This window comes from Paenibacillus brasilensis (genome assembly GCF_009363115.1).
GTDB lineage: Bacteria > Bacillota > Bacilli > Paenibacillales > Paenibacillaceae > Paenibacillus > Paenibacillus brasilensis.
Map to the genome: position 1 here is coordinate 1,438,172 of NZ_CP045298.1, position 25,035 is coordinate 1,463,206.

Consider the following 25,035-nt stretch of genomic DNA (forward strand, 5'->3'; position numbering starts at 1 on the left):
GATCCACTAGAACGCTTTTAGCCTATAGATGGGTATAACTCGCCTTAGGGGTGTCATGAGCCAAGCCATTGCTCTCATAGGTGAACCAATAGCTAATGACCTGACCAGCTGAAAGTCCACTGACCGTGTGCTCCCAGGCTCCATTGTTGTTCTTCATGCGATAATTCATTTGAGTGCCGCCGGACACGGTATAGTGGACATCTACAAATGCCGATGTACTCTTCGGCTGGAACGTGATCAACGCCTCGTGGTGGAAATCCTGGAAACCCCTGTCGTTGTAGAGGAAGCCTGGTGTGTATAGCTGAATGAAGGGGTATCATATTGCAATCCCGCTTTTTCATAGGTGAACCAATAGCTGACAACGGTCCCGATGGCGAGGCCTGTAACCCGCTGCTCCCAGACGCCGCCGTTGTTTGTCATCCGGTAGTTGAGCTGTTGTCCACCTGGCAAAGTATAATGCACGTCAACATAGGCGGAGGCTGTTTTGGGCGTAAATTGAAGCAGCGCTTCACTGTCGCTGACAAAGCGGGCTTGTGCGGTGTAATCCTTCGTTTCTCCGCCCCCGTCATTCCCACCGTCAGAGGATGCTTCCGTAGTTACGGCTACAGCATTGCTGGCCGCAGATAGGTTGCCGGCTGCATCGCGAGCCTTAACGGTAAAGCTGTAAGTGGTGGCTGCATTCAGCCCTGTAACGGAAATAGAAGTACCGCTGGCCTCTGCTGTCTGAATCCCGTCCTTATAAACGGTATAACCCGTAACACCAACATTGTCTGTGGCTGCATCCCACTCCAGCGTGACCGCCGAAGCCGTTTTAGCCGTGGCTCGCACATTCGCGGGGATGGATGGTGCTTTCGTATCAGGCTGCGGATTGCCGCCGCTTCCATTTCCGGTATTAAAGCTATTCGGCTGTACAGTGATACTATGCCCATCTGAGAAGGTTACGGTTTTGACCTGGTTTGTAAAGTTGTAGGCTACATAGGTTTTTACTCCGTTTTTATGAAATACGGCATAAATAGGTGAATTGGCGGTGATGCTGCGGTCGATGTTGCCTAAAGCATCCAAATTGTAGATCCAGTGATATGCATTCGCCTTGGAATTACCCGCTTCCGGTGTCATGCTCGCTGCGCGTGTGCTGAATCTGCCCTTCGCATCGGACGGGTCCGAAATCGCTCTGTACATATACACAATATCTTCCCACGGATTGAAATTACCTCCGCTTTTTTGCAGCAGATCGTTATAATTTTTAGCTGCATACTCCGGATATTGCGTCAAATACAAGGATGCAGCGGTGATCGGCAGCCAGTTGATGCCATGCACCTCTGTAGCATTATCGGTCCACCATGTTGCATTTCCCACCGTTTTACCGCCCCAAATCATGCTCGCCGTAGCGCTTTGCATCCCCGTGGGAGTGTTTGTGCCTTTCACATCAAACCAGTATTCGTTAATCGCATTCATTTCAGTTGTATATAGATAAATGCCCAGATCACGTGTTCGAGTGTCTCCCGTCGCTTCGCCCCATAAAATTAGACCGGCCCAGGCATTCATCGCCTCTGAGGAAGATTCATTGTTGTTGCCGTCACCAAATTTGGCATGGCCGGAGGCCCAGGTGTGCCCGGCATAGGGATCAAAATTACGCAAATACGGAAATTGCGAATCAGACCTGTCGGTATTGGCGATGTCGCGAATGAGCAGATTCACCATTTTCCCCCATTGGGCATTGGATGCCCAGCTTTTGTCCACACGTGCAATTTCAGCTGCAGCCTTAATAAAGTAGCCATAATGGAAATGATGGTCATTTAATTCCACTGCACTGCCAAAGCTGTCGGGATAACCAATCAATGTCCCCCAATTGCTGTTATACACAAATAGATTGGAGCTTTTCAGATTCCCCGAGCTGTCACTGGCCTTAAACCAGTCCTGCAGCCGGCTTTTGATCTCATTGCGGAACTGGGTCGCTGCAGCAGTGTTGCCAGCCTGGTCGGCGATCGGTGCCAGAGCTGCCAGCTTGCCCAGACGTTTTCCAATCCAGTACGTGTCTTCATTGCCAGAGTAGGTTTCGGCTTTCGCTTCGTTAATGTAGCTGTTCAGCGTATTTTTATCGTAGGACCCCAAGTCGGGCAGGGAAGGGAGCACCCCTGTAAATTTCATTTTCGTTTGAAAAGAAGTACCTTCCGCTGTTTTCATCAGGCCGCGTACAGAATTATATGTGTAGTTCAGCAAGGGTTGGGAAGAATTTTTCCACTGATGCGGATATAAGGCAAAAATAGTACCGCCCTGTGTACCTTCCTTCGCGGCTGTAGTAACGGTAAAGGTGGTGGTTAACTCGGCAGAGGTTTCGTTATAGCTGTACTGTGCTTTGGAGTCTGTGACAAAGGAATAGGCGTATTGCCGGAATTTGTTCAATGTGGCCTCTGTTTTGTCAGGCAAAGCTGCCACCGTAAAATAGCTTTTCCCGTTCAAATTATTGGTCAGTGTGCTCGTTCCCAAGCCGGACCAGGTACTGCCGGAAGGACCAAACAGGCCATAGTGTGAACCATTGACCGTAATGCCAAGCACAGGGGTGGTGGAAGACCCGAACCAAACCTCAGGTACCTTATTAAACGAGAGCTTGGGATTTCCGCCGCCAAACTCAAAATAAACATATGGAGAGCCGTGTCCATAGGTAGCACTCATTTTATTGCTTCCGCTTTGAAATAATGATTTGACAAACCAGTCGCTGAAGCCGTCCACCTTGGCATCAGGAAATGAAGCGGTTACAGAATGGCCGATGGTAAAATCGTTCACATCATCCATCCAACCTGCGATGTACCCCGGATTTACAGTAATTTTTCCGCTCGGGTTAAAAATGCGCAGCCCGTTTTGCTGATTTTTCAAGGCAAGGGGGTGCGGATATTGGGCCTCGGAGTAGGGAACCCAGGCTAGACTGCTCCACCAGTCATTGGTGGGCATTGGACCGGATACATTCCCTGTTTTGTAAATTTCATTCTGCGGAGTTGTTGCTCCAGCGGGCAGTATGGTTGAATATGAACCAGCACCTTGCGTGACCTCACCCGAAAAGGCTTTAGTAGAAACCGGTGCAGCTAAAAATACCAGACTGGCACTTAACAAGCATAACAGCAATTTTTTCATAGCCTACCTCCTCCTTAGAATTCGCTAACCCCTTTCACTGCAAGGTTTTTCCCTTTTATTCCAATTCAGATTCAACTTCATTGTGCTTTATCCTGATTTCTAGGTCAATCCTTCATTTCTATATTTCAACTAAACGAGGCGAAAGTCTCTAAAAAAATAAAAGAAACCAGGACGAAAAGCCCGAAAATCCTCCCGGAGCACCGGAACACCATTCATTCTGGGAAATTACATCCATTCTTTCCTTTGGCTTCATCCCATAAAACATTCACCCCATGAGTTGTTCATCCCATTAACCATTCACCCTAATAAAGGTTTAGTATACAAAAAAAAGAATCTTCCAGGCTTCCAGCCCTTCAGATCCTCAGTCTTTTTGAATCTATAAGTTTTGAGTCTTTAAGTCTTTGAGTCTTTGAAAGTCCTCTTCCCCTTCTACCATGCTCCACACCAATTCGGAAAAATGAGTTACTTTGTGGCGGAGCCTCCCTCACCACAATTTCACTCACTTCTTCCGCTCAAAATACCCTTCTATCTTCAAATCCACGCCAACCTGCGTCACGCTCAGATCCTGTAGCCCAACCGCTTCGCTCATCGCTGACACGCCTTCTCCTCCCAAAAAGCCCGGTGCTTCACGTCCTCCAACCAGCTTCGGCGCAATATACAGTACAAGCTTGTTTGCCAGTCCTTGCTGTACGAACGAAGCGTTCACCTCGGCACCGCCTTCCACGAACACCGAAGACACCTCCGCTGCACCCAAAATATCCAGCATTTGCGGCAGACTAACCCGATCACTGTCTGCATCCAGTGTCGAATATACCTTTACACCAAGCTGTTCCAGCTGGCTTCGTTTGTCTTCATCATAAACACGTCCTGTAAATATCCAGGTGGGCGCTTCTCCATCTGTAATGACACGAGCATCAAGCGGAATACGCAGCGTGCTGTCCAGAATGATACGAATCGGATTCCTTCCTTCCGGCAAACGTGTCGTTAGCTGCGGATTATCATGAATCACGGTCTGCACACCGACCAGGATGCCTACATGCTCATGACGAAGACGATGCACATCCTCCCGTGCCACCTCGGACGTAATCCACTTGCTTTCCGAGGTTCGGGTGGCAATTTTACCATCCAGCGTCACCGCTGATTTGATCGTAATATAAGGACGCTTGCTTACAATATAATGGTTAAACACTTCATTCATACGAATGGATTCCTGCTCGCATACTCCGACAATGACCTCGATGCCCGCATCTTTCAAAATCTGTACCCCTCTGCCCGAAACGAGCGGGTTCGGGTCCAGTGCAGCGATCACCACGCGGCGAATACCAGCCTGCACAATCGCTTCTGCACACGGACCTGTCCGTCCGTGGTGGGAGCATGGCTCCAGCGTTACATAAATCGTTGCTCCCCGAGCATGCTCACCCGCCATACGCAAAGCATGAATCTCCGCATGTGGCTCGCCGGGCTTCAAATGAGCGCCAATCCCAACAATACGACCGTTGTTAACAATCACTGATCCGACGAGCGGATTCGGTTCTGTCTGCCCTTTGGCACTTCTGGCATTTTCCAACGCCAGGCGCATATATTTTTCGTGAATGGTCTGAGTGGTCATAGAACCTCCCTGAAATCGAAATCCCGCAAATGGCCGGACCGTTCCACTTTTGTATTCAAATACCGCTCGTTATATTGCGATACATCGCCCCACAGCGGCATACGACCCGCCACATTCATACCCGATTTTTTCAAGGCATCCAGCTTTTTAGGGTTATTTGTAATCAATGTTACCGGTTTTTGTCTCAGGTGACGCAGCACATTGATGGCGTCCACATAATTGCGGGTATCATCTTCAAAGCCCAATTGATGGTTGGCTTCGACAGTATCCATGCCTTCCTCCTGCAAAATATATGCCATTGCTTTACTGAACAAACCGATCCCACGACCTTCATGATTGGCCAGATAGAACAATGCACCTGTTCCATGCTCCACAATCATCTTCATGGATTGGTGAAGCTGAAATCCGCAATCACAACGCTTGCTGCCAAAAATATCTCCAGTATGGCAAATACTATGCATACGAACAAGTGCATTTTCCGACTGTTGAAGATCACCATATACCAGTACACTTGACTGTTGTCCCTCTGCCAAATTCAGTGTCGACAATCGCTTCACAATTGTGTCAGCGGTTGCGTTCAGCAAGTCCTGACGATCTGCCTCATCCCGTACAGGCAACCAGCAGTACCATTGGAAAACAACGGTTTCTCCTTCCAAATTAACTGGCAGCTTGATCGGTCCTACCAAAATCGTCGAGGATTGCTCTCCACGAATCGTTTGAATTTTATCGTTAAGTAGCGTAGCTACATCTTTTTGGTTCATCTCTCTGCACCATCCTTTATATAAGCTCTATCTATCCGGAAGCCTCGGTTATTCAAAGCCTAATCGCTGATTTACATGGTTGGGGTAACTGCTGGTAAAAAATGTTCATGAAACGTGGATTCCATCGTCAGCTGCCGTTCCTGAAGCTCGGTCACGGCCTGTCGCCGTCCGTCTTCGAACGCCTTCAAGCCCGCTGCGGTGTATCCCTCCTCCTGACGTAAACGAAGAAGCTCACTCGCCAGCACATCGGCATCCTTCAAGGCTGCGTTCAGGCCAAAAGCTCCGGTAGGTGTCATGGTATGCGCCGCATCTCCAATGAGGACCAGTCCGCCCAGCGTCCACGTGTCACTGCGGCTGCTGAAAATATCCAACGGCACGAAGTCCTTCCATGAACGAATGTGATCATGCACACTATGCTCCAGATCTGGGAAAGCCTCCGTCATCAGCTGGATGAACGGTTCAAAAGATTGCTTAAACAGGCTCGAAAAGCTGCCTTCCTCCACATTCCAGCCAATTTGGATGTAGCCCTCAGCCTGTGAGAATAAAGACAGCTGCCGTCCATTGACCAGCGCAAGACGTGTGACAGGCTCCCATCCGACAGGTGCTGTGATTTTCGCCCATAGCAGATCATAGCCGTGCCGAATGTTCGTTGCAGGCATCTGTGCCAGCTTGCGCACCGTTGAATAGCGACCGTCTGCCCCGACAATCACAGAGCTATGAATTGTAATCTCACAGCCGCTCTGGTCACGGGCGGTCAGACCCGTGTAGCCCTGCTCGCTGTCACCTTGCAATGAAGTCACAGTCGTGCCAGCCAGGTAACGGAAGGATTCATACGTTGAAGCCTGTCTCAGCAGAGCCTCCAAAAAGCGAGGCTGTGGAATGTGAATCCCCACATTCCCGTCTGCTGAGCCCGGCTTGACCGTTTTCATCTGCTGCTGATGCTCCCAATATTCGATTCTCGTTGAGGCAAGAATGTAATCCTCATGAATTTGTTCAAGCAGCCTGTGCTTTTGAATCACCTGCTGACCCTCATCATTTAAAATTTCACCGCGGAAGGCCTTTCCCGCCACGCTCTGCCGCTCAACCAATATTGTAGAAATACCCTGCTTCGCCAGCAAACAGGACAACAAAGTCCCTGCCGGTCCCCCGCCAACTATACACACTTCACATTTCAGCTTCATCTGACTTCCCCCTGCGCCCAAACCATGACCTCAACAATTAGTCCGTACCTGTCCATTTAATTACATCATTATAACATTAAAATAAGTTCAAATTTTAAGCATTCATATATAAATGTCCGTAGCGAATCTAACGAGTTACTTTATGTAACAAAGTATATTTATATCATTCAATTTCGTCAAGTAATAAATTTATACAAAGTAAAGTAGTTTACTTTTGACAGTGTATCGTTAATAATAGGAGCATGAGGTGATCTTATGAACATTCCGCAAATGTGCCCACGGTTTGAAAAAGCTATGGAGCTACTGAGCAAACGTTGGACGGTATTAATCGTGTTTCAACTAATTAATGGTCCGCAACGATTTGTCGCTATTGAGAATTCAATCCCCAATTTAAGCGGGAAGGTCCTTTCCGATCGCTTGAAGGAGCTTGAGGAAGAAGGAATCATACAACGTATGGTTTACCCTGAGAAGCCGGTTCGGATCGAATACTCCCTTACGGATAAAGGACGCGATTTAGCTCCATTGTTTGACCATATCGGTACTTGGGCTACCCGCTGGATTGAAGTTGTGCCAGCAATTGAACAGCAATGATCCGCCTAACATGCTAAAGAACGCCTTTGCCGGGTACAATTCGTACTCATCACGCAAGGCGTTCTATTTCTTTATAAGACATTTCACTTATGTATCTTTTTCATGATTTACAAGGTTACCATTGCAGTTCCCATCAACGCTTCCATCGCCGCCGCGTTGCATTTCCTCACGGATGGCTTGCACCCGTTTTTTCCCCCAGTCGTACATCATCTCTACAATCGGTAAAATCGTCATTCCCAGATCGGTCATCGAATACTCCACCTTTGGGGGCACCTCTGGATATACTTCCCGATGTACAATACCGTCCTCCATCAACTCGCGCAGCTGGTTGGTCAGCACTTTATGTGACAGCTTCGGAAACAGCCTTTGCAGATCGCTAAAGCGATGCGGCCCTTCCACACCCAAATGCCACAAAATAACAACCTTCCACTTTCCGCTTAACACCGACAGGGTCAATTCCTTTTCACAGTTATAGTCTCCGTTGACGATCTTCTCCCGTATTTCTTCTCTTAGCGTATCAGACATATATCGTTAACTCCTTTTAATTCATCATGTTCTTACAGCCTAAGCCTAACAGTAACCTACAGGTAACCTCCGTACTTGAAAGTGCATTCTTCACAGCTAGACGAAGCCATCCTACAATAATAGATATCGTTTCACATTCAAGGAGGAATAAAGTATGAGTAAAAAAGCCCTTTTTATTATACCCCCAGAGCGCTTTAATGAGGATGAATTGTTTAAACCCAAGGAAGCGCTAGAGCAAGCAGGCGTTACGGTGACACTGGCTAGTACAAGAACAGGTGAAATTATCGGTGACTACAACGGTAAAGCGACCGCTGAGCTTATATTCACAGACGCAGTCCCTACGGACTATGATGTGGTATCTGTAATCGGTGGATCAGGAACAAATGATCATCTGTGGAACAATGCAGACCTCCAAGCTCTGCTGAAACAAACCCATGAGCAAAACATTCTATTGTCCGGTATCTGCGCAGGCTCTGTAGCCGTGGTTCAAACCGGACTGCTCTCCGGCAGAACGGCTGCATGCTATCCGGTGGACGTACAGAAGGATCAACTCCAATCGCATCAAGCCGAATATGTGGCTCAGCATGTCGTTGCGCATAGTGACATTATTACAGCCGATGGCCCAGATGGCGCTCAGGAGTTTGGCGAAGCCCTCGTTAAAGCCCTGCGATAAACTAGCTTAGAAATCACGAGAGCAGGTCATACAATCAGGCATTTTCAGGTCCATTTTTCATTGGGCTTGGAGATGCCTTTTTTCTAATACTATACCGCCTCATGGCTCCTGGAATGCCCTTGGTTTCCAATTGTCCATTATAAGCCAGGTATCGGAGTCGATATTCAAAAAACTCATCCCCTATTTGTTGATCCAAATATCCTATGACCTCTCCAATCACTCGTGCAGACTTCATAAAATCTGGTTGAGGTTGCTGCTGATGCAGCTTGTTCACCTTTTTTAATATATAGACGTCATAGTAGTCTTCGGCTACGTTAACGATCTCTCTATCCTTCCATATCCGCAGTACTTCAGGCTGCAGCGACAGCTCATACCACTCCTCCACCAATCGTCCTCTTTCTTCTTTCGTTAATGGAATACCCTTGCCGCTTTTGTTTACAATGGATTTCAGCTGGTCTGCAGATATCTCAGCTGATCTTAAACCTGTAGTATCCCGCCGTCTAACTTCGTGGCTGTAAGCGTCCGCAGCATTTTTAATACGTATAGGGTTAGGCATATTTCTCAGCAGATACATGGCCAAACGGAGTCCCACCTGCTCTGGTGCATTGTTCCCTGTCCAGATTGTAATGTCCGCCTGTGCAGAAATAGCAGCAAACTGTTCCATTAGTAGAAAATCATCCAATTCAGCGTATTCGCCATATTCATCATAAATATGATCTCTAAACCATTCACGTCTATGGCTACGACCAATTTCCTCTTGTAACTTCCACAGTGGACCGATCGCATAATTATCCCGAAAAGAAATTATTCGATGAGTGTCTTCCCATCCAAGTTGTTTGAGCGCTATTTTCATACTCCCTGCAAAAGAATCACCTACCACGATGTGTACCTGTGTTCCTTTAGAATCAGGCTCCCAACAGGTCATCTCTAGAAGCTTCATTCCGTCTCACCTCTTCTGTAATTTGCATTATACCTATCAGCAGTAATTTATGTTACTTGTTCTCCTTTTGCACCTGTCTTTCATGCTGAAGTGACTAATTTAATTGTACGGTTCTGGATTGTCGTGCTAATTTGGAAGAATCGACGTTTAGCATAGGAGGCTTATGCCGTGATTATGAAAGGCAAAATCCATTTACATCAGGTAACGTCCGAATCGTTACGACTGGGCGCCTTACTTTCATTAGTAGGGGGCTTTCTGGACACATATACCTTTGTCGGAAGAGATGGCGTATTCGCCAACGCACAGACAGGCAATATCGTACTGCTGGCTGTCAAAATCATTCAGGGAAGCTGGGTTCAGGCGCTAGTTCATATCCCGCCCTTGATCGCCTTTTCGCTGGGCGTTTTTATTGCTGAAGGGATCAAGCGAAAATCGACCCACCGTCTAACACCGGACTGGGCCCGCACTATTCTTTTACTGGAAATTGCAATTTTTTTCATCGTGGGACTGATTCCGCAAGGAGTTCCCAATACGGTAGTAGTGGTGATCGTCTCGTTCGTCGCTTCCGTACAAATGACTTCCTTCCGCAAGCTCATTGATGTGCCGTACACCTCGACGGTCAGCACCGGAAACCTCCGATCCGCTTCAGAGGCTGTGTATATCGCCATAACGACCAAGGACACGAACGCTGCCATTCGAGCGATGCGTTATGGTGTCATCCTGGCAGCCTTTTTGGTCGGTGCTTTGCTGGGGGGATTTCTGACTTTGACGATTGGGGATAAAGCCATTTGGGGCGCTGTTGTTGCACTCATTTTTTCTTTTATTTTATTTACGGAAAAAGAGAAGTGGAAGCTGCCCCTGCGTCACTAAGCCTGTGTATTACCCCTGAACAAACTGGCGCTGGGCCATTTCAAAGAAATTCAAAAGATCCTCGCGGGATGGGAATGCGGCCTGAGCTGATTGGTTGCTGCCGCCCCCCTTCCCTTGAAATGAGCCCAGATTCTCCTTAAAAAATGTCCCACAGGCGACAGCCTGTGTGCCGTTATGGGTCAGAATGATTTTGTTGTCTGCTGTTGTGGCGAATAAAACAAGCAAATCATGTTCAGCTGTCAGCCTGGCAGCCATTTGCTGTATTTCCTGAAACGATTTTTGTTCAAACATATGAGCAAGAACGTGTCCCTGAACCGTAGCGAGCAATTCTTTCGACTGATACGAAGCATTTTCCTTCTGCAGAAGCTCCATTTGCGCCTTAAGCTGCTTGTGCTCCTGCTCCCACTTTTCAAATCGGGTCAAAATGTCCTTTCGTCCGGTATTGAACCTCGCAGATAATACGTCCAGAATCCGAACACTCTCGTTAAAATCCTGAAGTGCACGAGCGCCGCATTTGAAATGGATTCTCGCCATGCCCTTCTGCTTCTCCCATTTCAGACATTTGATGATTCCAATCTCCCCCGTCTGAGCCACATGTGTGCCACCGCAGGCATTATATTCAATGCCTTCAATCTCAACAATCCGAATATTTTCCGTCACTTTGGGCGTTTTCACGAGCGGGATATCCTTCAATTGCTCATCGGTTACAAAATAGCTTTTTATGCTGCGGTTACTGTAGATTTGCCGATTCACTTCCTGCTCGATTGCCGATAGCTGCGCCGATGTTACATTCGAACAATTGACGTCAATCGTGGCGTACTCTTGTCCCAAATGAAAGCTTTCTGTCCGCGCGCCCAACAGCTCCAGACAAACCGCTGACAACAAATGCTGTCCGCTATGCTGCTGCATATGATCCAATCTGCGCTCCCAATCCAAACGGCAGGCCACCTTCGTTTCCTCCGGCATATGCTCTACCTGATGCCAGATTTCCCCCTCTTCCAGAAAAACATCCATCACCCGGATGTCCTGAATAGTTCCTGTATCGCACGGCTGTCCCCCTCCATGTGGATAAAAAGCCGTTTCCTCCAGCATGACAAAATACTTGTCATCTCTTTCCATACTTCGGGTAATATGTGTGTCCCACTCCGTGAGATTCGGGGCAGCGTAGTATAATTTTGTCGTCATTTAGAAGCTCCTCGCTTTAGGCATCAAATTTTAAAAAACGTCGCTATACGATATAACATTTCTAAATTTCGGGCTGAATCTCCAGGCCCACACCAACATCCACTTTATTATCGAGCACTTGATTGTAAATATCAATGGAGGGGATTACTTGACGACCTAACAATGGAACACCTCGTCTTGAGCCTTGGCAAAATTTTTTGTTCTCTCGGGAGCCGTGCTTTCGAGGTCACTGTTTCCGCCTTTGGCGATCCAAATCGGTAATTTCTTCCCATTTGTATGGATGTACAAATTCGTCCGCACGATGGGACTACGTGGTGCGCCTTTACAGGAAATGCTTCCCGAACTTGGCTCATTGTTGCTATATGTCGGTGTACTCTCCATGCTGGTTATAGCCAGAGCACTGTGGGAAAAGCAAAAGCTGGCCAAAAATGCTACAGGCGATGCTCCTGGAATGGGGGCAACTCATTCCGTTGGTCCAACTAGCACGCCTGGCGGCGGGATCTCTGTGCAAGGAGGAGCGTCAGCGCCTATACATGAGCCAATAAAAAGGTAGCTTTCCCCAGTTCATACTTAAAATAAAAAGCACCCTTGAAATCACTATAAAAGTGGTTTTGAAGGTGCTTTTACTCATTCCTCAGGTTCACTTATATGCTCGACCTAATTGATAGGCGTGCTCCAGCAAGCCTTCAATGTATTCTTTCGATTCGGACAAAGTATCATAGAAGAACTCAACCTTGGACTCTCTTACTCTTGCGTAACCGGCAATGGCTTTATTCAAATATTGAGTTACCAGATCGTGGTATCCATACTTGATCAGATGTTCTTTTGTTCCTCCCGCCAGGCACATCCACAAAACCTGTTTTGTCGTAAACTCCTGAAGTAAGCCTATGTTCCATACTTTATCCAGGTATCCCTTTAGCATGGAAGGGACACTGTACCACCATAGAGGAAACACAAAGACCAGAGCATCCGCAGCAGCAATTCTGTCCATCTCTCTCCGTGTTTCAGGAGCATATTGTTTATGAGGAGTATTCCAATCCAGCTCGTCTGCCGCGCTATAAACCGGATTAAACCCATCCCGATCCAAATCCAGAATATCTACCTCGTGCTTATTCTCTTTCAATCCCTCTACAAAACGCTTCATGACTGCAAGGGTAAGTGAGTCTTCTCTAGGATGCGTAACGACCAATAGAACTTTCATGTTATCCGTAACCTTCTTTCTTCTCGTGATTGGTGTACCCTGTCTACAGATGCTATTATGGTTGATATATATGAAAGTGTGAAGTACGCACTTCAATGTACCGTAGGTACTTTAAGGTTCCTTAATGCTTTTTTGCACTACAGATCCGAGGGGAGAACAGCAAATGAAAGATAATGCAAAAACATATATGCTCGGGATTGAAGCGACCCTGGAGGTCATCGGCGGGAAATGGAAAGCCATCATCCTGCATCATCTAACCAGCGGCAAAAAACGTACATATGAGCTCCGTCAGCTCATTCCGAAAATCACCCAAAAAGTGCTCACACAGCAGCTTAGAGAGCTGGAAAAGGACGAAATCATCCACCGAATTATCTATAACCAGGTTCCACCCAAAGTAGAGTATGAGCTTAGTGAATACGGATGGGATTTTAAAGATCTGCTCGATCGTTTTTGCTTATGGGGAGAAGAACACTTAGACAGGGTTTATGGTGATAAAACAACGGTGCTGGAGGAATATTCTGCAATCGGTAACGAACCTCTATTTTAGACTTATCAACGATTCGTAATGATTTGGGATGTGTATCAAACGAGTTCATATCCGGGCTTGACCGTCACACGACAACGTATCTTCCTTCATGAGAATTCATGGCCCCCGTACAGCCTCGCCAAAACGTCAGGATATACTCCATACTTGATCTGGTTGTTATTTATCTTCATATCGACAAGACTTGCTTCACTACGTCGGATAAAAATAAATTTATAATTTCATGAATTTTTTTGATCTGACAGGCCCAAATTATCTCTAATAAAACAAATCACCAAAGGGAGGGGAGCATAACGATGACTACTACAAACATAAATGGGTACTCCATGCACTATATTGATTCTGGAAAAGGAATCGCTATCCTTTTCATTCATCCTCCGGTACTCACAAGCTTAAATTTTACATACCAAATCCAAGGGCTATCGCCTCATTTTCGAACAATTGCTTTTGACATCAGAGGACACGGCAAGAGTCAGTCTTCCAAACAAACGGTTACTTACCCTCTGATCGCCCAGGATATCAAACAGTTGATGGACCAGATGAGCATTGATAAAGTCTTTTTGTGTGGATATTCTACCGGAGGCTCGATAGTGCTTGAATTTCTCTTGGCCTATCCGGATCGGGCATGGGGAGGCATCGTGATCAGTGGAATGTCGGAAGTAAACGAATGGCGACTAAGAAATAAAATTTCTTTGGGTATGGCTCTTTCCAAAATCGGCGCAGTCGCTACGATTGCGCTTTCTAATGCTTGGTCGCAAACGAAACACTTTGCTTTGTTCCGTGAATTATTCAACGATGCGAAGCAGGGAAATTCCCGCAATGTCGAACAATATTACCGATACAGCTTGAAGTACAATTGCACCTCACGTCTCGGGGAAATCCATCTTCCTGTCCTGCTCGTTTATGGTGAGGATGATAAGCTCTTTCATCCTTATGCTAAAATATTACATCAGCAATTGCCGAAAAATGAGCTTGTTTTCATTAAAAAAGTCGATCACCGCCTTCCTACGAAGGCCGCCGGAGTTTTGAACGACCAGATCAAGCAATTCATAGACCGCTTCAGCCTTTAAGACGCAATCTACAGAAAAATTCCATATACACATCTGCATCCCACTCTCAATACCATATCTTTGTCTGTATATGACCTCGCAAAAAATGGCCAGCTCATCAAAGGAAAAATAATATTTGATACAGTGTAAATATACAAATTATGCTAACCTCATATATAGTTCAGAGGATAAATATTTAATATTCTGCTTCTAAATCTGAAGGGGTGTAAAAATGAAATGCTAAAGCGTATTAAGAATCTTTTTGTTATTCCTAACTACCCGCTATTTATGGTCTGTATGTTACTACAGGGTATAGCCATATCAATCAGCGCACCTTTTTTGGCTGTATATTTTACAACTACACTTGGCGTATCGGTTGGAACTTTTGGCGTTTTTACGGCTGTGACCTTGATTTGCGGTATATGGATAAGCTCTCTGATTGCCAAGCGTTCTGATACTGGATTGGATCGCAAACAAATCTTGGTTATTTGTACGTTATTTAATGCGATAGCCTTTGCAGGATATCTTGTCATTCAAAATTTTTATGTACTTTTTGTATATATGACTGTTTTCACAGCCATGGGCGCACCTGGAATGCCGCAGTTATTTGCCAGTGCACGTGAAGCGGTAGATCGCAGTAAATCAGCTGATCATGCCTTTGCCAATTCGACACTTCGCTCTATGTTTTCTCTTGGCTTTATCACAGGGCCGCTTTTTGGGTCTTTCCTGATTGCACATACCGGTTTTAAAGGTATTTTTGTAGGGACAACTCTTATTTTTATACTTATCGCTATGCTTCTATTTTGTTTTATTAAGCAATCCCCTGCTCGGCTCAAAAGTAAGGAGCAGCTCTCAATACATCACATTACATTACATAAAAACATTGAAATTCTGATCCCCTTCTCAGTCCTCACCTTGCTCTATGTGTCTCACTGGATGAATAATTTGAATATCTCCTTGTTTATCATTCACAATTTAAAGGGGGACACGAGTGATGTGGCTCTAATATCCAGTGTCTGCGCGCTATTAGAAATACCTTTGATGCTCATGCTGGGCGTACTTGCAGCTAAATACTCCAATCGTTTGCTTGTATCTTTAGGGGCATTAACAGGAGTTGTCTATTATGTTCTCGTCCTTATGTCTACGGAGATGTGGCAGCTATTAGTGGGGCAGCTACTTCTTGCCTTCTTTGTTGCAGTGATTTCGGCCATCGGCATCAGCTATATGCAGGATTTATTGCCCTCTCTTCCTGGTTACGCCTCGACCCTGTATTCCAATGCGACAACCATCGGCAGACTGGTGGGAAGCTTGTTGGGCGGATTAACCGCTCAATGGATGGGTTATCGAAACTCCTATTGGGTATGCCTGGCCTTGATTCTCTGTTCCCTCGGTTTGCTGGCGGTCTCTAAAAAATTAGAGTTTGGAAAATCAGCTGCTCTACAAGAAAGAAATCACAGTCTATAGGGTGCCTCCAATCCAAGAAACAGCGGTAACCTTGGACGAGTACGTAAAGTCCGGGTTACCACGCGCACTGCTTTGTTGTGCTATTAACGGCTTCAACGGTGTACTGGCTTGCTTCGTCGGCAGTAAGCTGTTTGGCCCAAGGTACACGCTCGCTCCCTCTTGCACCTGGCCCAAAGCTGTCGAACTCTCCAAATCTTGCAGTCTGCTCATTGGATTCCTTGCCCCAATTATTCCAGCCCCCCGGCTTGTTCTCTTCTGTTGAAGCTGCTGTCACATATCCGGCACGCAGGCTGTGTATGATCGAATTATCAAACACGGCAGATGCATTGCCAAATATAAAATCTACACTGCCACTGATGTAGCTCAGCATATTGCAGAGGATGTCGGATTGTTTTTCTATTTTTAGATCCGCTTGCTCTTTCATGGAACTGAAGACAAGCTGCATTGAACCCATTGCATTGGCAGCATAAGAAGCTCATACTTCACTGCAGTTACGCATTGAAGTATGAGCTTCTGGGTTTACTTCCTATCAACTTACGTATCTTTTACTGCAAGGCTTGGATATCCTGAATCAGCATTTCAACATTTTCTTTATTCGTGGCCCAGCTGGTACAAAATCGAACAGCACTATGTGTAGCATCAACTTTTTCCCAAAAGGAAAAAGTATATTTTTCGCTTAAAGCTTTTAATGTACGATCTGGTAAAATAGGGAACTGCTGGTTGGTTGTAGAATGATATAGAAATTGAATTCCTTGTTTCGTTAATGCAGTTTGAAGCAACATGGCCATATCTATAGCGTGCTTGGAAATTTCATAGTATAAACCATCTTCGAATAAAGTTTCAAACTGAATGCCCAACATTCTTCCCTTCGCCAACAGCCCTCCTTTTTGCTTGATCATGTATCGAAAATCTTTTTTCAAAGCATCATTTATAATAACTACCGCTTCTCCCATCAACGCTCCAATTTTTGTCCCGCCGATATAAAATACATCGCACAGCTTCGCTATATCTGCTAAAGATGCATCGTTGTCCATTGCCACTAAGCCATACCCTAAGCGAGCACCGTCTATAAACAAGGGTAAGTCGCATTCCCGGCAAACTTGACTTAATGCTTTAAGCTCGGATTTAGTATAGATCGTTCCATTCTCGGTAGGCTGTGAAATATAAACCATACCAGGCTGTACCATATGCTCAAAAGTGGCATCATTCCGGTGAGCGTCATACAGCTTCTTTACCTGTTCGGCCCGGATTTTCCCATCATCGCTTGGCAGAGTAAGTACTTTATGTCCAGTAGCCTCAATCGCTCCTGTCTCATGTACGGCAATATGTCCAGAAATTGCGGCAATGGCGCCTTGATGCGGACGCAAAATAGAAGAGATCACCGTTGTATTGGTCTGTGTACCTCCAACTAAAAAGTGTACGTCCGCATTTTCGGAGTCACATGCCGTTTTAATATAAGCCCTAGCTTTTTCACAGTGCTTATCCACACCATAGCCGCCAGTTTGTTCGTCATTCGTCTCCAATAGTCGCTGTAAAATACGCTCATGGGCACCTTCGGTATAGTCACACTCAAATCGAATCATTTTGTAATCTCTCCAATTTCTCTAGTTTATTCTGAATGAACACCATAGAAGCATGTAATTCTTTAATCTCTTCCTCTGATAAACCTTGAACTAATTTTATGACTTGTTCGTCAGATCTTTCATCCAGTTGGTGATAGAACGCTTTCCCTTTAGGCGTCAAACGAATCAGATTTGTTCTATTATCTACCGTAGAATTTTCCTTAACAAGAAAGCCCTCTTTGCAAAGTTTAGCTATGATTCTACTCATATAACTGCGGTCAATTTTAAGAGAGTCGACCAATGTATTGGCTATACATGGCTCGATCATACCGATCTCTATAATGACGCGTGCCTCGGTAAAGGAATATCCGCTATCCAGCACATGTCTGTCTAATACACCCAGCATATTGGTATAAAAACGATTGAAACGTCTCATATCTGCTATGATCCCAGCATCTATATTGATGTATAACTCCCCCTATTTAGTGGACTTATGCAACAATTATATTAAGGATTTTTGTGGACTATGTCAACGAAAACGCCAATATCATTCAAGTTTTGTATCATATAAAAAGCACGCAGCAGAAAATCCTGTGCGTGCTTGATCGTTCTCTATTTTTCCTCCAACTCATCCGGTACATCGTATTTATTGATATGTGAGGTCATCGCAGCAACGGCTTCGCTGGCATCCGTCGTGGCTGGTACTTCCCTGACCACATCATCAGTCTGGTCACGAAAATTCAAGCGGTCGGCCTCGACCACTTTCTGTTGATTTGGTTTCATTCTTCATATCACTCCTTTCTTATTCCAGTGTCTGATCCCGTTCTGTTAACGTGTACAAGGGGACTTCCCGTTCCTCTTCCGGCTTGTTGAGCGCATAAATACGTGCCGTTTCACTCTGCTCATTCACATGCTGAATATAAATCGGCAGCCCATCACACAACACATTCGCCATTATGGGAGAGGACGCTATTTCTTGTGCTCTTTGGACATTCATTTGAAAGGCCTCCCTAACTGATTAGGTTCGTCTTTACTATGCACAAGATGAATATCTGTTATACACATTTCTTACCGACTTGCCCCTGTACAATAATTCTCTCAGATTAATTTGGGACACTTAAATACGTTTGCAGAAAGGTTATCATTTGAAAAAATAAATATTATTGTTATTATAGATAGAGAGATTCAGTGAAAACTGCGATCTTCGAAGAAACGAAAAGGAGTGATGATGAATGTTAAACATTTTAATGGTTAATATTCCAGCAGAAGGGCATGTGAACCCTACGATCGGGATTACGCAAGCCTTTGCAGCACGAGGGGACCAAGTACATTACATTACAACTGAGAAATACAAGGACAGATTAGAAGCAGTTGGAGCAACGGTTCACCTGCATCCCGATTTGGTCAGAAATGCTTCTATTAACGGATCTTCTCCATCCGGATTGAACGAATTTTTGAACATTCAAATTCAGACTTCGCTAGACATATTGGAAGTTACCCAGAAGTTGTCGGAAAGCATTGATTTTGACTTTGTATTCTATGACAGATTCGGAGCAGGCGAATTAGTTAGAGATTATTTGAATATCCCCGGCATTGCTTCATCTCCATCCTTTCTTGTTTCAAACAATCAGATGATTGTTAACCCCTTTCGTCCTGATGCTGAAGTACCGTTTCAGATTGATGAACAGGCCACAACCTCCCTGCAGCACATGAAGGAAAAATTCAGTGTTGCTCCCAAGCATATGTTTCAATTTATGAATAATTCAGGGGCACTGAATGTTGTATATACCAGCAGATATTTCCAGCCGAACGGCGAACTGTTTAGTGACGAGAATCTTTTTATTGGCCCCAGCTTCCCAGAGCGCAAAGGGGAAAATTCATTCCCCCTGGATGCATTACAAGATAAAAAAGTTCTGTATATTTCGATGGGAACGATGTTCGATCATATTGAAGACTTTTTTAACACCTGTATTGAAGCTTTTTCCGATTTTGAAGGCATCGTCGTGATTGCAGCAGGCGAGAAAGCTGACTTTACGAAAATCAATCCGGCCCCTGAGCACTTTATCATCTCGCCCTATGTTCCTCAATTAGAGGTATTACGTCATTCAGATGTGTTTATTACTCATGGTGGAATGAACAGCGTGAATGAAGGAATTCACTTTAATGTACCTTTGGTCGTCCTGCCTCAGGATAAGGATCAGCCGATGGTTGCGCAGCGGTTAACGGAACTTCAAGCTGGCTATCGAATAACCAAGGACCATATCAGTGTACAATCATTAAGAGATGGCGTACGTGAAGTGGTGTCGAACGCAGCGTATAAAGAGGGGGTGCAAAAAATAAAAGAAAGCTTCCAGCAAGCCGGAGGTACAGAGGAAGCTCTCGCAAAAATTGATGCTTATCTTCAAAAGGAGCTCGCGTAAATCGCGAGCTTTTTTATCCTCTATGGTGCTATTCGAGTTCAACCTTGCCAAGAGATTTTTGGGCCGGTCCTTCAATGACTTCGCCTTGATACGAATAGCGAGAGCCATGGCATGGGCAATCCCATGTTCTTTCCGCCTCGTTCCACTCGACTTCGCAGCCCATATGAGTACAAGTTGTGTCCACTAAGTGCAATGCTCCTTGTAGGTCTCGGTAAGCGCCCGCCCTTTTGCCGTTCACCCGGACGACCGCTCCTTCGTCATGTTGCAGTTCTTCGGCTTTTTTGTGGCTCATTTCTAACTTCCCCGCAATCAGGTGTTTAGCCACATTTGCATTTTGAGCCACGAATGTTTTAACATCGGGGTCCACATGAAATCTTGAAGGGGAGAAAAGATCCTGGTACGGGCTTTCCTTACCGATAATCAGATTCGTATTTAACAAAGCCGCCGCCACACTTGTGCTCATCCCCCATTTTCTATAGCCCGTAGCAACGAAGATGTTAGAGATGTCGGATAGTTCCTGCCCGATATAGGGGAGCTTGTCTAGTGTATACAAGTCTTGGGCCGACCAGCGATAAGCGATTTCCTTTAATCCAAATGTTTGCTCTGCAAACTTTTCTAATGCTTCATAGTACTGGAAGGTACAAATTCCTTGGCCCGTTTTGTGGCCTTCCCCACCGACGATCACCATTGGTTCTCCATTTACCAGTACCGAGCGAAGCGAACGTTTTGGAGCTTCAGCACTTAGGTACATCCCCCCCGGATAGATTCTGTCGGTCTTGACCGCTAGTACATAAGAACGCTCGGCATGCAATCGTGCAAAATAAAGACTACTTGGATCATTGAATGGAAAATGCGAGGAGGATACCACATGGTTGCAAGTAATTTTATTTCCGTCGTTTGTTCTAATGATGGCAGGGCTTCCCTTTTCCACACCTACAACGGTGGTTTGCTCGTAAATTTTCCCGCCCTGACGGATGACTTGATTCGCCAAATGCTTTAAGAAAGGAACCGGATTGAACTGGGCCTGGTTTTTCATCATGATAGCTGCTTTCGTTGAAAACGGCAGAGGTGTATGCTCGACATAACTCCCCGGGATGCCCAATTCTTCGTAGGCCTTATATTCAGCGGCGATTTTGTCCACATACGTATCTGCACACGTATAAACGTAGGCATCTTCTTCTGTAAATTGACAATCAATATTGTACTTCTCTACCGTTTGTTTAATGAATTGAAGAGCATCGCGGTTAGCTTCATAATAGAGCCGTGCTTTCTCCTTACCAAAATGTGAAAGAAACTCACTATAGATCAAGTCGTGCTGAGCGGTAATTTTGGCGGTAGTGTGGCCTGTTGTCCCATGAAGCATCCGTCCTGCGTCGACGACCGCAACTTTTAATCCTTTTTTAGACAGTAAATAAGCAGTAGTTATACCGGTGATTCCCGCACCTACAATGGCAACATCCACCTGAATATCCCCATTAAGCTTGGGAAAGCCGGGGATGTCAGTTGAAGCTAACCAATACGATTCCGGAAATTGTGGAAATATTGTATGAGATTCGTTTTTCATCATTTTACAACTCCCTTAAAATTACACTTTATGTATATTGTTGTCATTATGTACTTTTATATTCACTATGCGACTCTCTTAGTCAGGACAACAGTGAATAACGTGATGCTTCTGAATTTTCTATACATTTTGAAGATTACGATGTGGAGGCACATTCAAATAATATGTATTCCCAACTATCTCCATAAAAACCAATAAAATCAAGTGTTTTTGAACTTTTAGGCTATTTTCTAGTACCCTGGCCGCTTCTGATTTAATCTTTAAACTCTCCCCAGTTTTTCAAGGAATTACGATTGCTTCATTTCTATATCACAAGGACTCTCCTTTGCTATTTACGTTGGTCTCACGAATTCAATCTTTGGCATAATCATTATTTTAATAATACAAAAAGGAGAAAATTACATTCGGGACTGTTTCTATGCTGCCAAACTTCCTTGGAGATAAAAAAAGCTGGGCAATCGTCTCAAGAAGTATTGCAGATATTATGATTACATAAAAATACCTGAACTTTGTACTTCTGATCTTGATAGCCCACCTCCTCAAAGAACTGCCTATATACTTTTTCACAAGTATCCAAAAGCAGGGATAAACGAAGAAATGCAAATTAATTGTACTCCTCCTAAGAATAATTATGTGGTATTTTATTGAAACAATTGGGGGTACAGGGAAGGTACTCCTCCGGCAAGGCCTTGTTGTAAATTCCGGCTTGTATCATCAGCAATAATCTCGTAGAGATCAGATTCGATTCCATCAATCGCGATTTTGGCGATTTCCTCTGGACTAGTCTTAGGTGCTTCGATACTAGCTGTCATATCCGTGTCCATGAACGCTACGTGCAATCCGGCAACCTTAATGTTTTTAGGGGCTAACTCCAAGCGTAATGCATTTGTTGCTCCCCATTGAGCAGATTTTGCAGCTGAATATGCCCCTGAGTCACCGATATTGACCCAAGATAATGCAGATAGGATATTCAGGATCGAACCTCCACCATTTTTTTCAATAACAGGTGCAAAAGCTCGAACCATTGAAATTGTACCGAAAACATGGGTGTTGAATTCCAAATAAATATCGTCCAACTCACCTGTGAAGAGGGAAGCGCCCGTTGCGGAACCAGCATTGTTGATCAGAAGGGTTGCATCCCCAGCAGTCTCAGCCGCAGCCATGACGGATTTCGGATCAGTAATATCGAGCTGTAGCGGAATAGCACCCGGCAGATCAACTGATGCTGGGTTTCTCGCTCCAGCGTATACTTTGGCTCCTCTTGCTAAAAGCTCAAGAGCCAATTGTTTTCCTAAACCTCGATTTGAACCGCTGACCATAGCAACTTGTTTTGAAATATCCATTTTTTTATTTCTCCCTTGTTTTTAGAATTATCGTTCTTAAATTGGTATACATGCTTCTATTTCATACATCAATAGCGTGCTTTATCATAAAAGCGAATTACTGACCAAACAACATATCGTTAACCTGTTTCACAAGAATGCTTTCGTTCGGGCCCGGATTATTACGATACATTTTCGCTGACTCCACCAGAACTTCATCCGTATCTGTACCAAGTACATTCATCGTTTCTTCAATGAATGCTGCAAGTGGCATCGCATTTGGATCGTAATTGATCATTTGCGTTTGAACCAATGGCGGCGCAATTTCCAGTACTTTCACCGATGTATCTTTCAGAATGTAGCGCTGAGTCAGTGTATAGGAGTGAAGCGCTGCTTTCGTCGCAGAATATATAGCCCCCTGTACCACGGGTACGAATCCGAGTATCGAAGTCGTATTGATGATATAAGCTTCTTCTTTCGACTTTAAGTGGCCCTGCAGTGCAGACGCCATACGGATCGGACCAAGCAGGTTTGTGGTGACTGTCTGAACCAAAAGATCTTCGTCAACCAACCCCGACGGATCTTCAGGTGTATAAATACCGGCGTTGTTAAACAATACATTAAGATCCGGGTATTCTTTAATTAACTGCTGGGCAACTGAATTTACGCTTGCAGGGTCCTGTATATTCAGCTCCACTGCAGACATGCCAGGATTCGCTTGAATGGTCTCCTCCAGACGCTCTTTACTCCGTCCTGAGATGATAACCTTGTTTCCAAGTTTGTGTAATGCCTCTGCTAACCCTCGTCCAATTCCTGAACCGCCGCCTGTAATAAAAATCGTGTTTCCTGCCAATTTCATTTTTAAATCCTCCTTTGTTATAACTTATCTTCGGAGATTAACTTAAGCAAAGGGACATGCACACAAGATGAGAACGATCATTCTAGTAATTACAAAAAAATTATCAGCCTTGCAAAAGTTTCATTGATATATTCACTATACGAGATAGTTTTTCTTTATCTACCGAGGTTCTTGCCAGGACCCTTATACCAACCGAAATAGCATGCAGAGATTCTGCTAACCCTTTGGCATCCAAATCAGTGGAAAATTCTCCATCCCGCTGCCCCCAAAGAATAATCTTCTCAAACAGTTGCTCTGTTGTTGCGAATGATTCAATAGATTTGCTATCCACATCGGCATCACGTGCGGCCAGTTCCGCCGCCGAATTCACCATTAGGCAGCCGGAAGGCAAGCCCTCTTCATCGAAAACCATGAAACGAAAAATAATCTGAATAGCTTCCGTTGCAGTCTTAGAACGTTTAACTTCCCCTGTAAAGGCGGCTTCAGCTTTGTTGATATAACGATCCATAGCCTGCAGAAAGAGCGAATGTTTATCGCCGAATGTGTCATACAAACTTCTACGATGGATTCCCATATGCTCAACCAGATCACTCATCGATGTCTTCTCGTAACCTTGTTCCCAGAATATCTTCATTGCTTTATCCAATACTTCGTTCACTTCAAACTCTTTGCTTCTAGCCATAAAACTACCTCCCAAAACTAATGTAACACATTGGGAACGTTCAGTAAAGAAAAAACATCGTTTCTAAACCTGAATTCTTAGCTTGCCATGGACGATATCGTTATTTTGATAAAAAGTTTTTCTGCATTCGTTATCCTCATGCTAATTGCAAGAATATTGGAAAAGCAAACCCTTTCAAATATGAACTTTCACGAATTCGTGGGGGCTGTCATATTGGGAGCTATGGGAGCCAACTTTGCATTTAACGAAAAGATACAAGTCGTCCACCTATTAATAGCCCTGTCCGTTTTTACAATTACTTCTTTTGTTTTATCCAAGCTGTTTTTGAAATTCAGAAACTTTAAGATGAGGACAGAAGGAACACCCGCCGTTCTCATAGACTTTAAACCAACAGCTTCGCCAGAAAGAGATTTTTTAATATAGGGGGCTAGCCACATGCCCATCAAGTTAATATTTTTGAATACCCCCAAAACGAAAAAAAGCTATTCTTTATGTTAATAAAAGATAGCTTTTTTCATTTTTTGGGGGTGTATTAATTACTTAGCTTGATGGGCATGTTGCGGGACCCCTTAAAGAACTATTGCCCGGGCTTGTGGAAAGGGGATATCGTAGTGTTACCATTTCCGAATTATTTACATACGAAAAAAAATCCCCCAGCAGGCTTTGATTTGCAAGTGACGCCCCCTTAATACAATTCCGCCAAAGGGGGCGCTTCTTAGTTTAATTCCGGGGGATTTTGATGTTGGTGTTCATGGTGTATGACCTAGTTAAAAAGATCGCCATTTTGTCCCTGCTGCTTTGGCGACTGTTTCGATTGCAATTGAGCTAACGCTTTTTCCAGTTCCCCGATCGTTACCGGTTTGGCATGTCGCATCCATTCATAACCATTGCAGGCGGATTTTCC

Annotated in this window: 24 protein-coding genes and 2 pseudogenes; 9 read left to right on the forward strand and 17 right to left on the reverse strand. The window is 44.8% G+C overall.

Annotated features, from left to right (window positions below; translation table 11 throughout):
• Positions 1-22: 22 nt before the first annotated feature.
• The 4 genes and pseudogenes from GCU48_RS06775 to GCU48_RS06790 form a co-directional block, all read right to left on the reverse strand.
• Positions 23-3,129, reverse strand: a pseudogene (locus GCU48_RS06775) (glycosyl hydrolase).
• Between the two features lie 499 nt (positions 3,130-3,628).
• The gene (gene ribD, locus GCU48_RS06780) at positions 3,629-4,738 is read right to left on the reverse strand and encodes a bifunctional diaminohydroxyphosphoribosylaminopyrimidine deaminase/5-amino-6-(5-phosphoribosylamino)uracil reductase RibD (protein ID WP_152379498.1); all 1,110 of its coding nucleotides are present in this window, start codon (positions 4,736-4,738) and stop codon (positions 3,629-3,631) included.
• Positions 4,735-5,499: a GTP cyclohydrolase II gene (locus GCU48_RS06785; protein WP_007432264.1), complete on the reverse strand. Its 765-nt coding sequence runs from the start codon at positions 5,497-5,499 to the stop codon at positions 4,735-4,737. The genes ribD and GCU48_RS06785 overlap by 4 nt, the downstream gene beginning before the upstream one ends.
• Positions 5,500-5,570: 71 nt before the next feature.
• Positions 5,571-6,680 (reverse strand): FAD-dependent monooxygenase, encoded by a 1,110-nt coding sequence (locus tag GCU48_RS06790; RefSeq protein ID WP_152379499.1) that lies wholly within the window; start codon positions 6,678-6,680, stop codon positions 5,571-5,573.
• 255 nt (positions 6,681-6,935) lie between these two features.
• Here GCU48_RS06790 and GCU48_RS06795 point away from each other — a divergent pair, with 255 nt between their 5' ends.
• Positions 6,936-7,271 (forward strand): winged helix-turn-helix transcriptional regulator, encoded by a 336-nt coding sequence (locus tag GCU48_RS06795; protein WP_152379500.1) that lies wholly within the window; start codon positions 6,936-6,938, stop codon positions 7,269-7,271.
• 87 nt (positions 7,272-7,358) lie between these two features.
• On the opposite strand, the gene GCU48_RS06800 is transcribed toward GCU48_RS06795, so the two are convergent.
• Positions 7,359-7,796, reverse strand: coding sequence for a winged helix-turn-helix transcriptional regulator (locus GCU48_RS06800; RefSeq protein ID WP_025719419.1), 438 nt, complete (start codon positions 7,794-7,796; stop codon positions 7,359-7,361).
• A gap of 154 nt (positions 7,797-7,950) precedes the next feature.
• On the opposite strand from GCU48_RS06800, the gene GCU48_RS06805 reads away from it, so the two are divergent.
• The gene (locus GCU48_RS06805) at positions 7,951-8,469 is read left to right on the forward strand and encodes a DJ-1/PfpI family protein (protein WP_152379501.1); all 519 of its coding nucleotides are present in this window, start codon (positions 7,951-7,953) and stop codon (positions 8,467-8,469) included.
• Between the two features lie 34 nt (positions 8,470-8,503).
• On the opposite strand, the gene GCU48_RS06810 is transcribed toward GCU48_RS06805, so the two are convergent.
• Positions 8,504-9,409 (reverse strand): DUF1835 domain-containing protein, encoded by a 906-nt coding sequence (locus GCU48_RS06810; protein WP_152379502.1) that lies wholly within the window; start codon positions 9,407-9,409, stop codon positions 8,504-8,506.
• A 168-nt stretch (positions 9,410-9,577) separates the two neighbouring features.
• Here GCU48_RS06810 and GCU48_RS06815 point away from each other — a divergent pair, with 168 nt between their 5' ends.
• Entirely contained in the window at positions 9,578-10,279 is a 702-nt protein-coding gene (locus GCU48_RS06815; RefSeq protein WP_152379503.1) for a YoaK family protein, read from the forward strand.
• Positions 10,280-10,288: 9 nt separating this feature from the next.
• Here the strand turns inward: GCU48_RS06815 and GCU48_RS06820 are convergent, their stop codons facing one another.
• Positions 10,289-11,464: an alanyl-tRNA editing protein gene (locus GCU48_RS06820; RefSeq protein ID WP_152379504.1), complete on the reverse strand. Its 1,176-nt coding sequence runs from the start codon at positions 11,462-11,464 to the stop codon at positions 10,289-10,291.
• Between the two features lie 214 nt (positions 11,465-11,678).
• Between GCU48_RS06820 and GCU48_RS06825 the strand changes: the two genes are divergently transcribed.
• Complete coding sequence (locus GCU48_RS06825) at positions 11,679-12,017, forward strand: hypothetical protein (RefSeq protein ID WP_244316110.1); 339 nt, start codon at positions 11,679-11,681, stop codon at positions 12,015-12,017.
• A gap of 87 nt (positions 12,018-12,104) precedes the next feature.
• Here the strand turns inward: GCU48_RS06825 and GCU48_RS06830 are convergent, their stop codons facing one another.
• Positions 12,105-12,665 (reverse strand): NAD(P)H oxidoreductase, encoded by a 561-nt coding sequence (locus tag GCU48_RS06830; RefSeq protein WP_025719414.1) that lies wholly within the window; start codon positions 12,663-12,665, stop codon positions 12,105-12,107.
• A 163-nt stretch (positions 12,666-12,828) separates the two neighbouring features.
• On the opposite strand from GCU48_RS06830, the gene GCU48_RS06835 reads away from it, so the two are divergent.
• From GCU48_RS06835 to GCU48_RS06845, 3 genes are all read left to right on the forward strand, one after another.
• Complete coding sequence (locus GCU48_RS06835) at positions 12,829-13,212, forward strand: winged helix-turn-helix transcriptional regulator (protein WP_152379505.1); 384 nt, start codon at positions 12,829-12,831, stop codon at positions 13,210-13,212.
• A gap of 293 nt (positions 13,213-13,505) precedes the next feature.
• Complete coding sequence (locus GCU48_RS06840; protein WP_152379506.1) at positions 13,506-14,279, forward strand: alpha/beta fold hydrolase; 774 nt, start codon at positions 13,506-13,508, stop codon at positions 14,277-14,279.
• 216 nt (positions 14,280-14,495) lie between these two features.
• Positions 14,496-15,722 carry a sugar efflux transporter gene (locus tag GCU48_RS06845; RefSeq protein ID WP_152379507.1) on the forward strand — a complete coding sequence of 409 codons (1,227 nt, stop codon included), beginning with the start codon at positions 14,496-14,498 and terminating at the stop codon, positions 15,720-15,722.
• Between the two features lie 55 nt (positions 15,723-15,777).
• On the opposite strand, the pseudogene GCU48_RS06850 reads toward GCU48_RS06845, so the two are convergent.
• From GCU48_RS06850 to GCU48_RS06865, 5 genes and pseudogenes are all read right to left on the reverse strand, one after another.
• A pseudogene (locus tag GCU48_RS06850) lies at positions 15,778-16,086 on the reverse strand (pectinesterase family protein); the annotation flags it as partial.
• 181 nt (positions 16,087-16,267) lie between these two features.
• Positions 16,268-17,305 (reverse strand): threonine aldolase family protein, encoded by a 1,038-nt coding sequence (locus GCU48_RS06855; RefSeq protein ID WP_152379508.1) that lies wholly within the window; start codon positions 17,303-17,305, stop codon positions 16,268-16,270.
• Positions 17,292-17,720 (reverse strand): MarR family winged helix-turn-helix transcriptional regulator, encoded by a 429-nt coding sequence (locus tag GCU48_RS06860; RefSeq protein ID WP_049825229.1) that lies wholly within the window; start codon positions 17,718-17,720, stop codon positions 17,292-17,294. The genes GCU48_RS06855 and GCU48_RS06860 overlap by 14 nt, the downstream gene beginning before the upstream one ends.
• A gap of 176 nt (positions 17,721-17,896) precedes the next feature.
• Positions 17,897-18,067 (reverse strand): hypothetical protein, encoded by a 171-nt coding sequence (locus tag GCU48_RS26800; protein ID WP_007432293.1) that lies wholly within the window; start codon positions 18,065-18,067, stop codon positions 17,897-17,899.
• A gap of 19 nt (positions 18,068-18,086) precedes the next feature.
• Positions 18,087-18,281, reverse strand: coding sequence for an H-type small acid-soluble spore protein (locus GCU48_RS06865; RefSeq protein ID WP_025719396.1), 195 nt, complete (start codon positions 18,279-18,281; stop codon positions 18,087-18,089).
• 235 nt (positions 18,282-18,516) lie between these two features.
• Here GCU48_RS06865 and GCU48_RS06870 point away from each other — a divergent pair, with 235 nt between their 5' ends.
• Complete coding sequence (locus GCU48_RS06870) at positions 18,517-19,704, forward strand: macrolide family glycosyltransferase (RefSeq protein ID WP_152379509.1); 1,188 nt, start codon at positions 18,517-18,519, stop codon at positions 19,702-19,704.
• Between the two features lie 28 nt (positions 19,705-19,732).
• Here GCU48_RS06870 and GCU48_RS06875 read toward each other — a convergent pair whose 3' ends face one another.
• The 4 genes from GCU48_RS06875 to GCU48_RS06890 all read right to left on the reverse strand — a co-directional run bounded on the left by GCU48_RS06875 (position 19,733) and on the right by GCU48_RS06890 (position 24,131).
• A complete protein-coding gene (locus GCU48_RS06875; protein WP_152379510.1) occupies positions 19,733-21,271 on the reverse strand; it encodes an FAD-dependent oxidoreductase in 1,539 nt (512 codons plus the stop codon).
• A gap of 638 nt (positions 21,272-21,909) precedes the next feature.
• Positions 21,910-22,611, reverse strand: coding sequence for an SDR family oxidoreductase (locus GCU48_RS06880; protein WP_152379511.1), 702 nt, complete (start codon positions 22,609-22,611; stop codon positions 21,910-21,912).
• A gap of 97 nt (positions 22,612-22,708) precedes the next feature.
• The gene (locus GCU48_RS06885; RefSeq protein ID WP_152379512.1) at positions 22,709-23,449 is read right to left on the reverse strand and encodes an SDR family oxidoreductase; all 741 of its coding nucleotides are present in this window, start codon (positions 23,447-23,449) and stop codon (positions 22,709-22,711) included.
• Between the two features lie 103 nt (positions 23,450-23,552).
• Entirely contained in the window at positions 23,553-24,131 is a 579-nt protein-coding gene (locus tag GCU48_RS06890) for a TetR/AcrR family transcriptional regulator (RefSeq protein WP_152379513.1), read from the reverse strand.
• 87 nt (positions 24,132-24,218) lie between these two features.
• On the opposite strand from GCU48_RS06890, the gene GCU48_RS06895 reads away from it, so the two are divergent.
• Positions 24,219-24,554 carry a DUF421 domain-containing protein gene (locus GCU48_RS06895; RefSeq protein ID WP_244316111.1) on the forward strand — a complete coding sequence of 112 codons (336 nt, stop codon included), beginning with the start codon at positions 24,219-24,221 and terminating at the stop codon, positions 24,552-24,554.
• Positions 24,555-25,035 lie beyond the last annotated feature (481 nt).

Excerpts from the sequence above, each read along its gene's own strand:
- ribD (WP_152379498.1), bottom strand. The coding sequence starts at position 4,738 with ATGACCACTCAGACCATTCACGAAAAATATATGCGCCTGGCGTTGGAA.
- GCU48_RS06785 (WP_007432264.1), bottom strand. The coding sequence starts at position 5,499 with ATGAACCAAAAAGATGTAGCTACGCTACTTAACGATAAAATTCAAACG.
- GCU48_RS06790 (WP_152379499.1), bottom strand. The coding sequence starts at position 6,680 with ATGAAGCTGAAATGTGAAGTGTGTATAGTTGGCGGGGGACCGGCAGGG.
- GCU48_RS06795 (WP_152379500.1), top strand. The coding sequence starts at position 6,936 with ATGAACATTCCGCAAATGTGCCCACGGTTTGAAAAAGCTATGGAGCTA.
- GCU48_RS06800 (WP_025719419.1), bottom strand. The coding sequence starts at position 7,796 with ATGTCTGATACGCTAAGAGAAGAAATACGGGAGAAGATCGTCAACGGA.
- GCU48_RS06805 (WP_152379501.1), top strand. The coding sequence starts at position 7,951 with ATGAGTAAAAAAGCCCTTTTTATTATACCCCCAGAGCGCTTTAATGAG.
- GCU48_RS06810 (WP_152379502.1), bottom strand. The coding sequence starts at position 9,409 with ATGAAGCTTCTAGAGATGACCTGTTGGGAGCCTGATTCTAAAGGAACA.
- GCU48_RS06820 (WP_152379504.1), bottom strand. The coding sequence starts at position 11,464 with ATGACGACAAAATTATACTACGCTGCCCCGAATCTCACGGAGTGGGAC.
- GCU48_RS06830 (WP_025719414.1), bottom strand. The coding sequence starts at position 12,665 with ATGAAAGTTCTATTGGTCGTTACGCATCCTAGAGAAGACTCACTTACC.
- GCU48_RS06835 (WP_152379505.1), top strand. The coding sequence starts at position 12,829 with ATGAAAGATAATGCAAAAACATATATGCTCGGGATTGAAGCGACCCTG.
- GCU48_RS06840 (WP_152379506.1), top strand. The coding sequence starts at position 13,506 with ATGACTACTACAAACATAAATGGGTACTCCATGCACTATATTGATTCT.
- GCU48_RS06845 (WP_152379507.1), top strand. The coding sequence starts at position 14,496 with ATGCTAAAGCGTATTAAGAATCTTTTTGTTATTCCTAACTACCCGCTA.
- GCU48_RS06855 (WP_152379508.1), bottom strand. The coding sequence starts at position 17,305 with ATGATTCGATTTGAGTGTGACTATACCGAAGGTGCCCATGAGCGTATT.
- GCU48_RS06860 (WP_049825229.1), bottom strand. The coding sequence starts at position 17,720 with ATGAGACGTTTCAATCGTTTTTATACCAATATGCTGGGTGTATTAGAC.
- GCU48_RS26800 (WP_007432293.1), bottom strand. The coding sequence starts at position 18,067 with ATGAAACCAAATCAACAGAAAGTGGTCGAGGCCGACCGCTTGAATTTT.
- GCU48_RS06865 (WP_025719396.1), bottom strand. The coding sequence starts at position 18,281 with ATGAATGTCCAAAGAGCACAAGAAATAGCGTCCTCTCCCATAATGGCG.
- GCU48_RS06870 (WP_152379509.1), top strand. The coding sequence starts at position 18,517 with ATGTTAAACATTTTAATGGTTAATATTCCAGCAGAAGGGCATGTGAAC.
- GCU48_RS06875 (WP_152379510.1), bottom strand. The coding sequence starts at position 21,271 with ATGATGAAAAACGAATCTCATACAATATTTCCACAATTTCCGGAATCG.
- GCU48_RS06880 (WP_152379511.1), bottom strand. The coding sequence starts at position 22,611 with ATGGATATTTCAAAACAAGTTGCTATGGTCAGCGGTTCAAATCGAGGT.
- GCU48_RS06885 (WP_152379512.1), bottom strand. The coding sequence starts at position 23,449 with ATGAAATTGGCAGGAAACACGATTTTTATTACAGGCGGCGGTTCAGGA.
- GCU48_RS06890 (WP_152379513.1), bottom strand. The coding sequence starts at position 24,131 with ATGGCTAGAAGCAAAGAGTTTGAAGTGAACGAAGTATTGGATAAAGCA.
- GCU48_RS06895 (WP_244316111.1), top strand. The coding sequence starts at position 24,219 with ATGGACGATATCGTTATTTTGATAAAAAGTTTTTCTGCATTCGTTATC.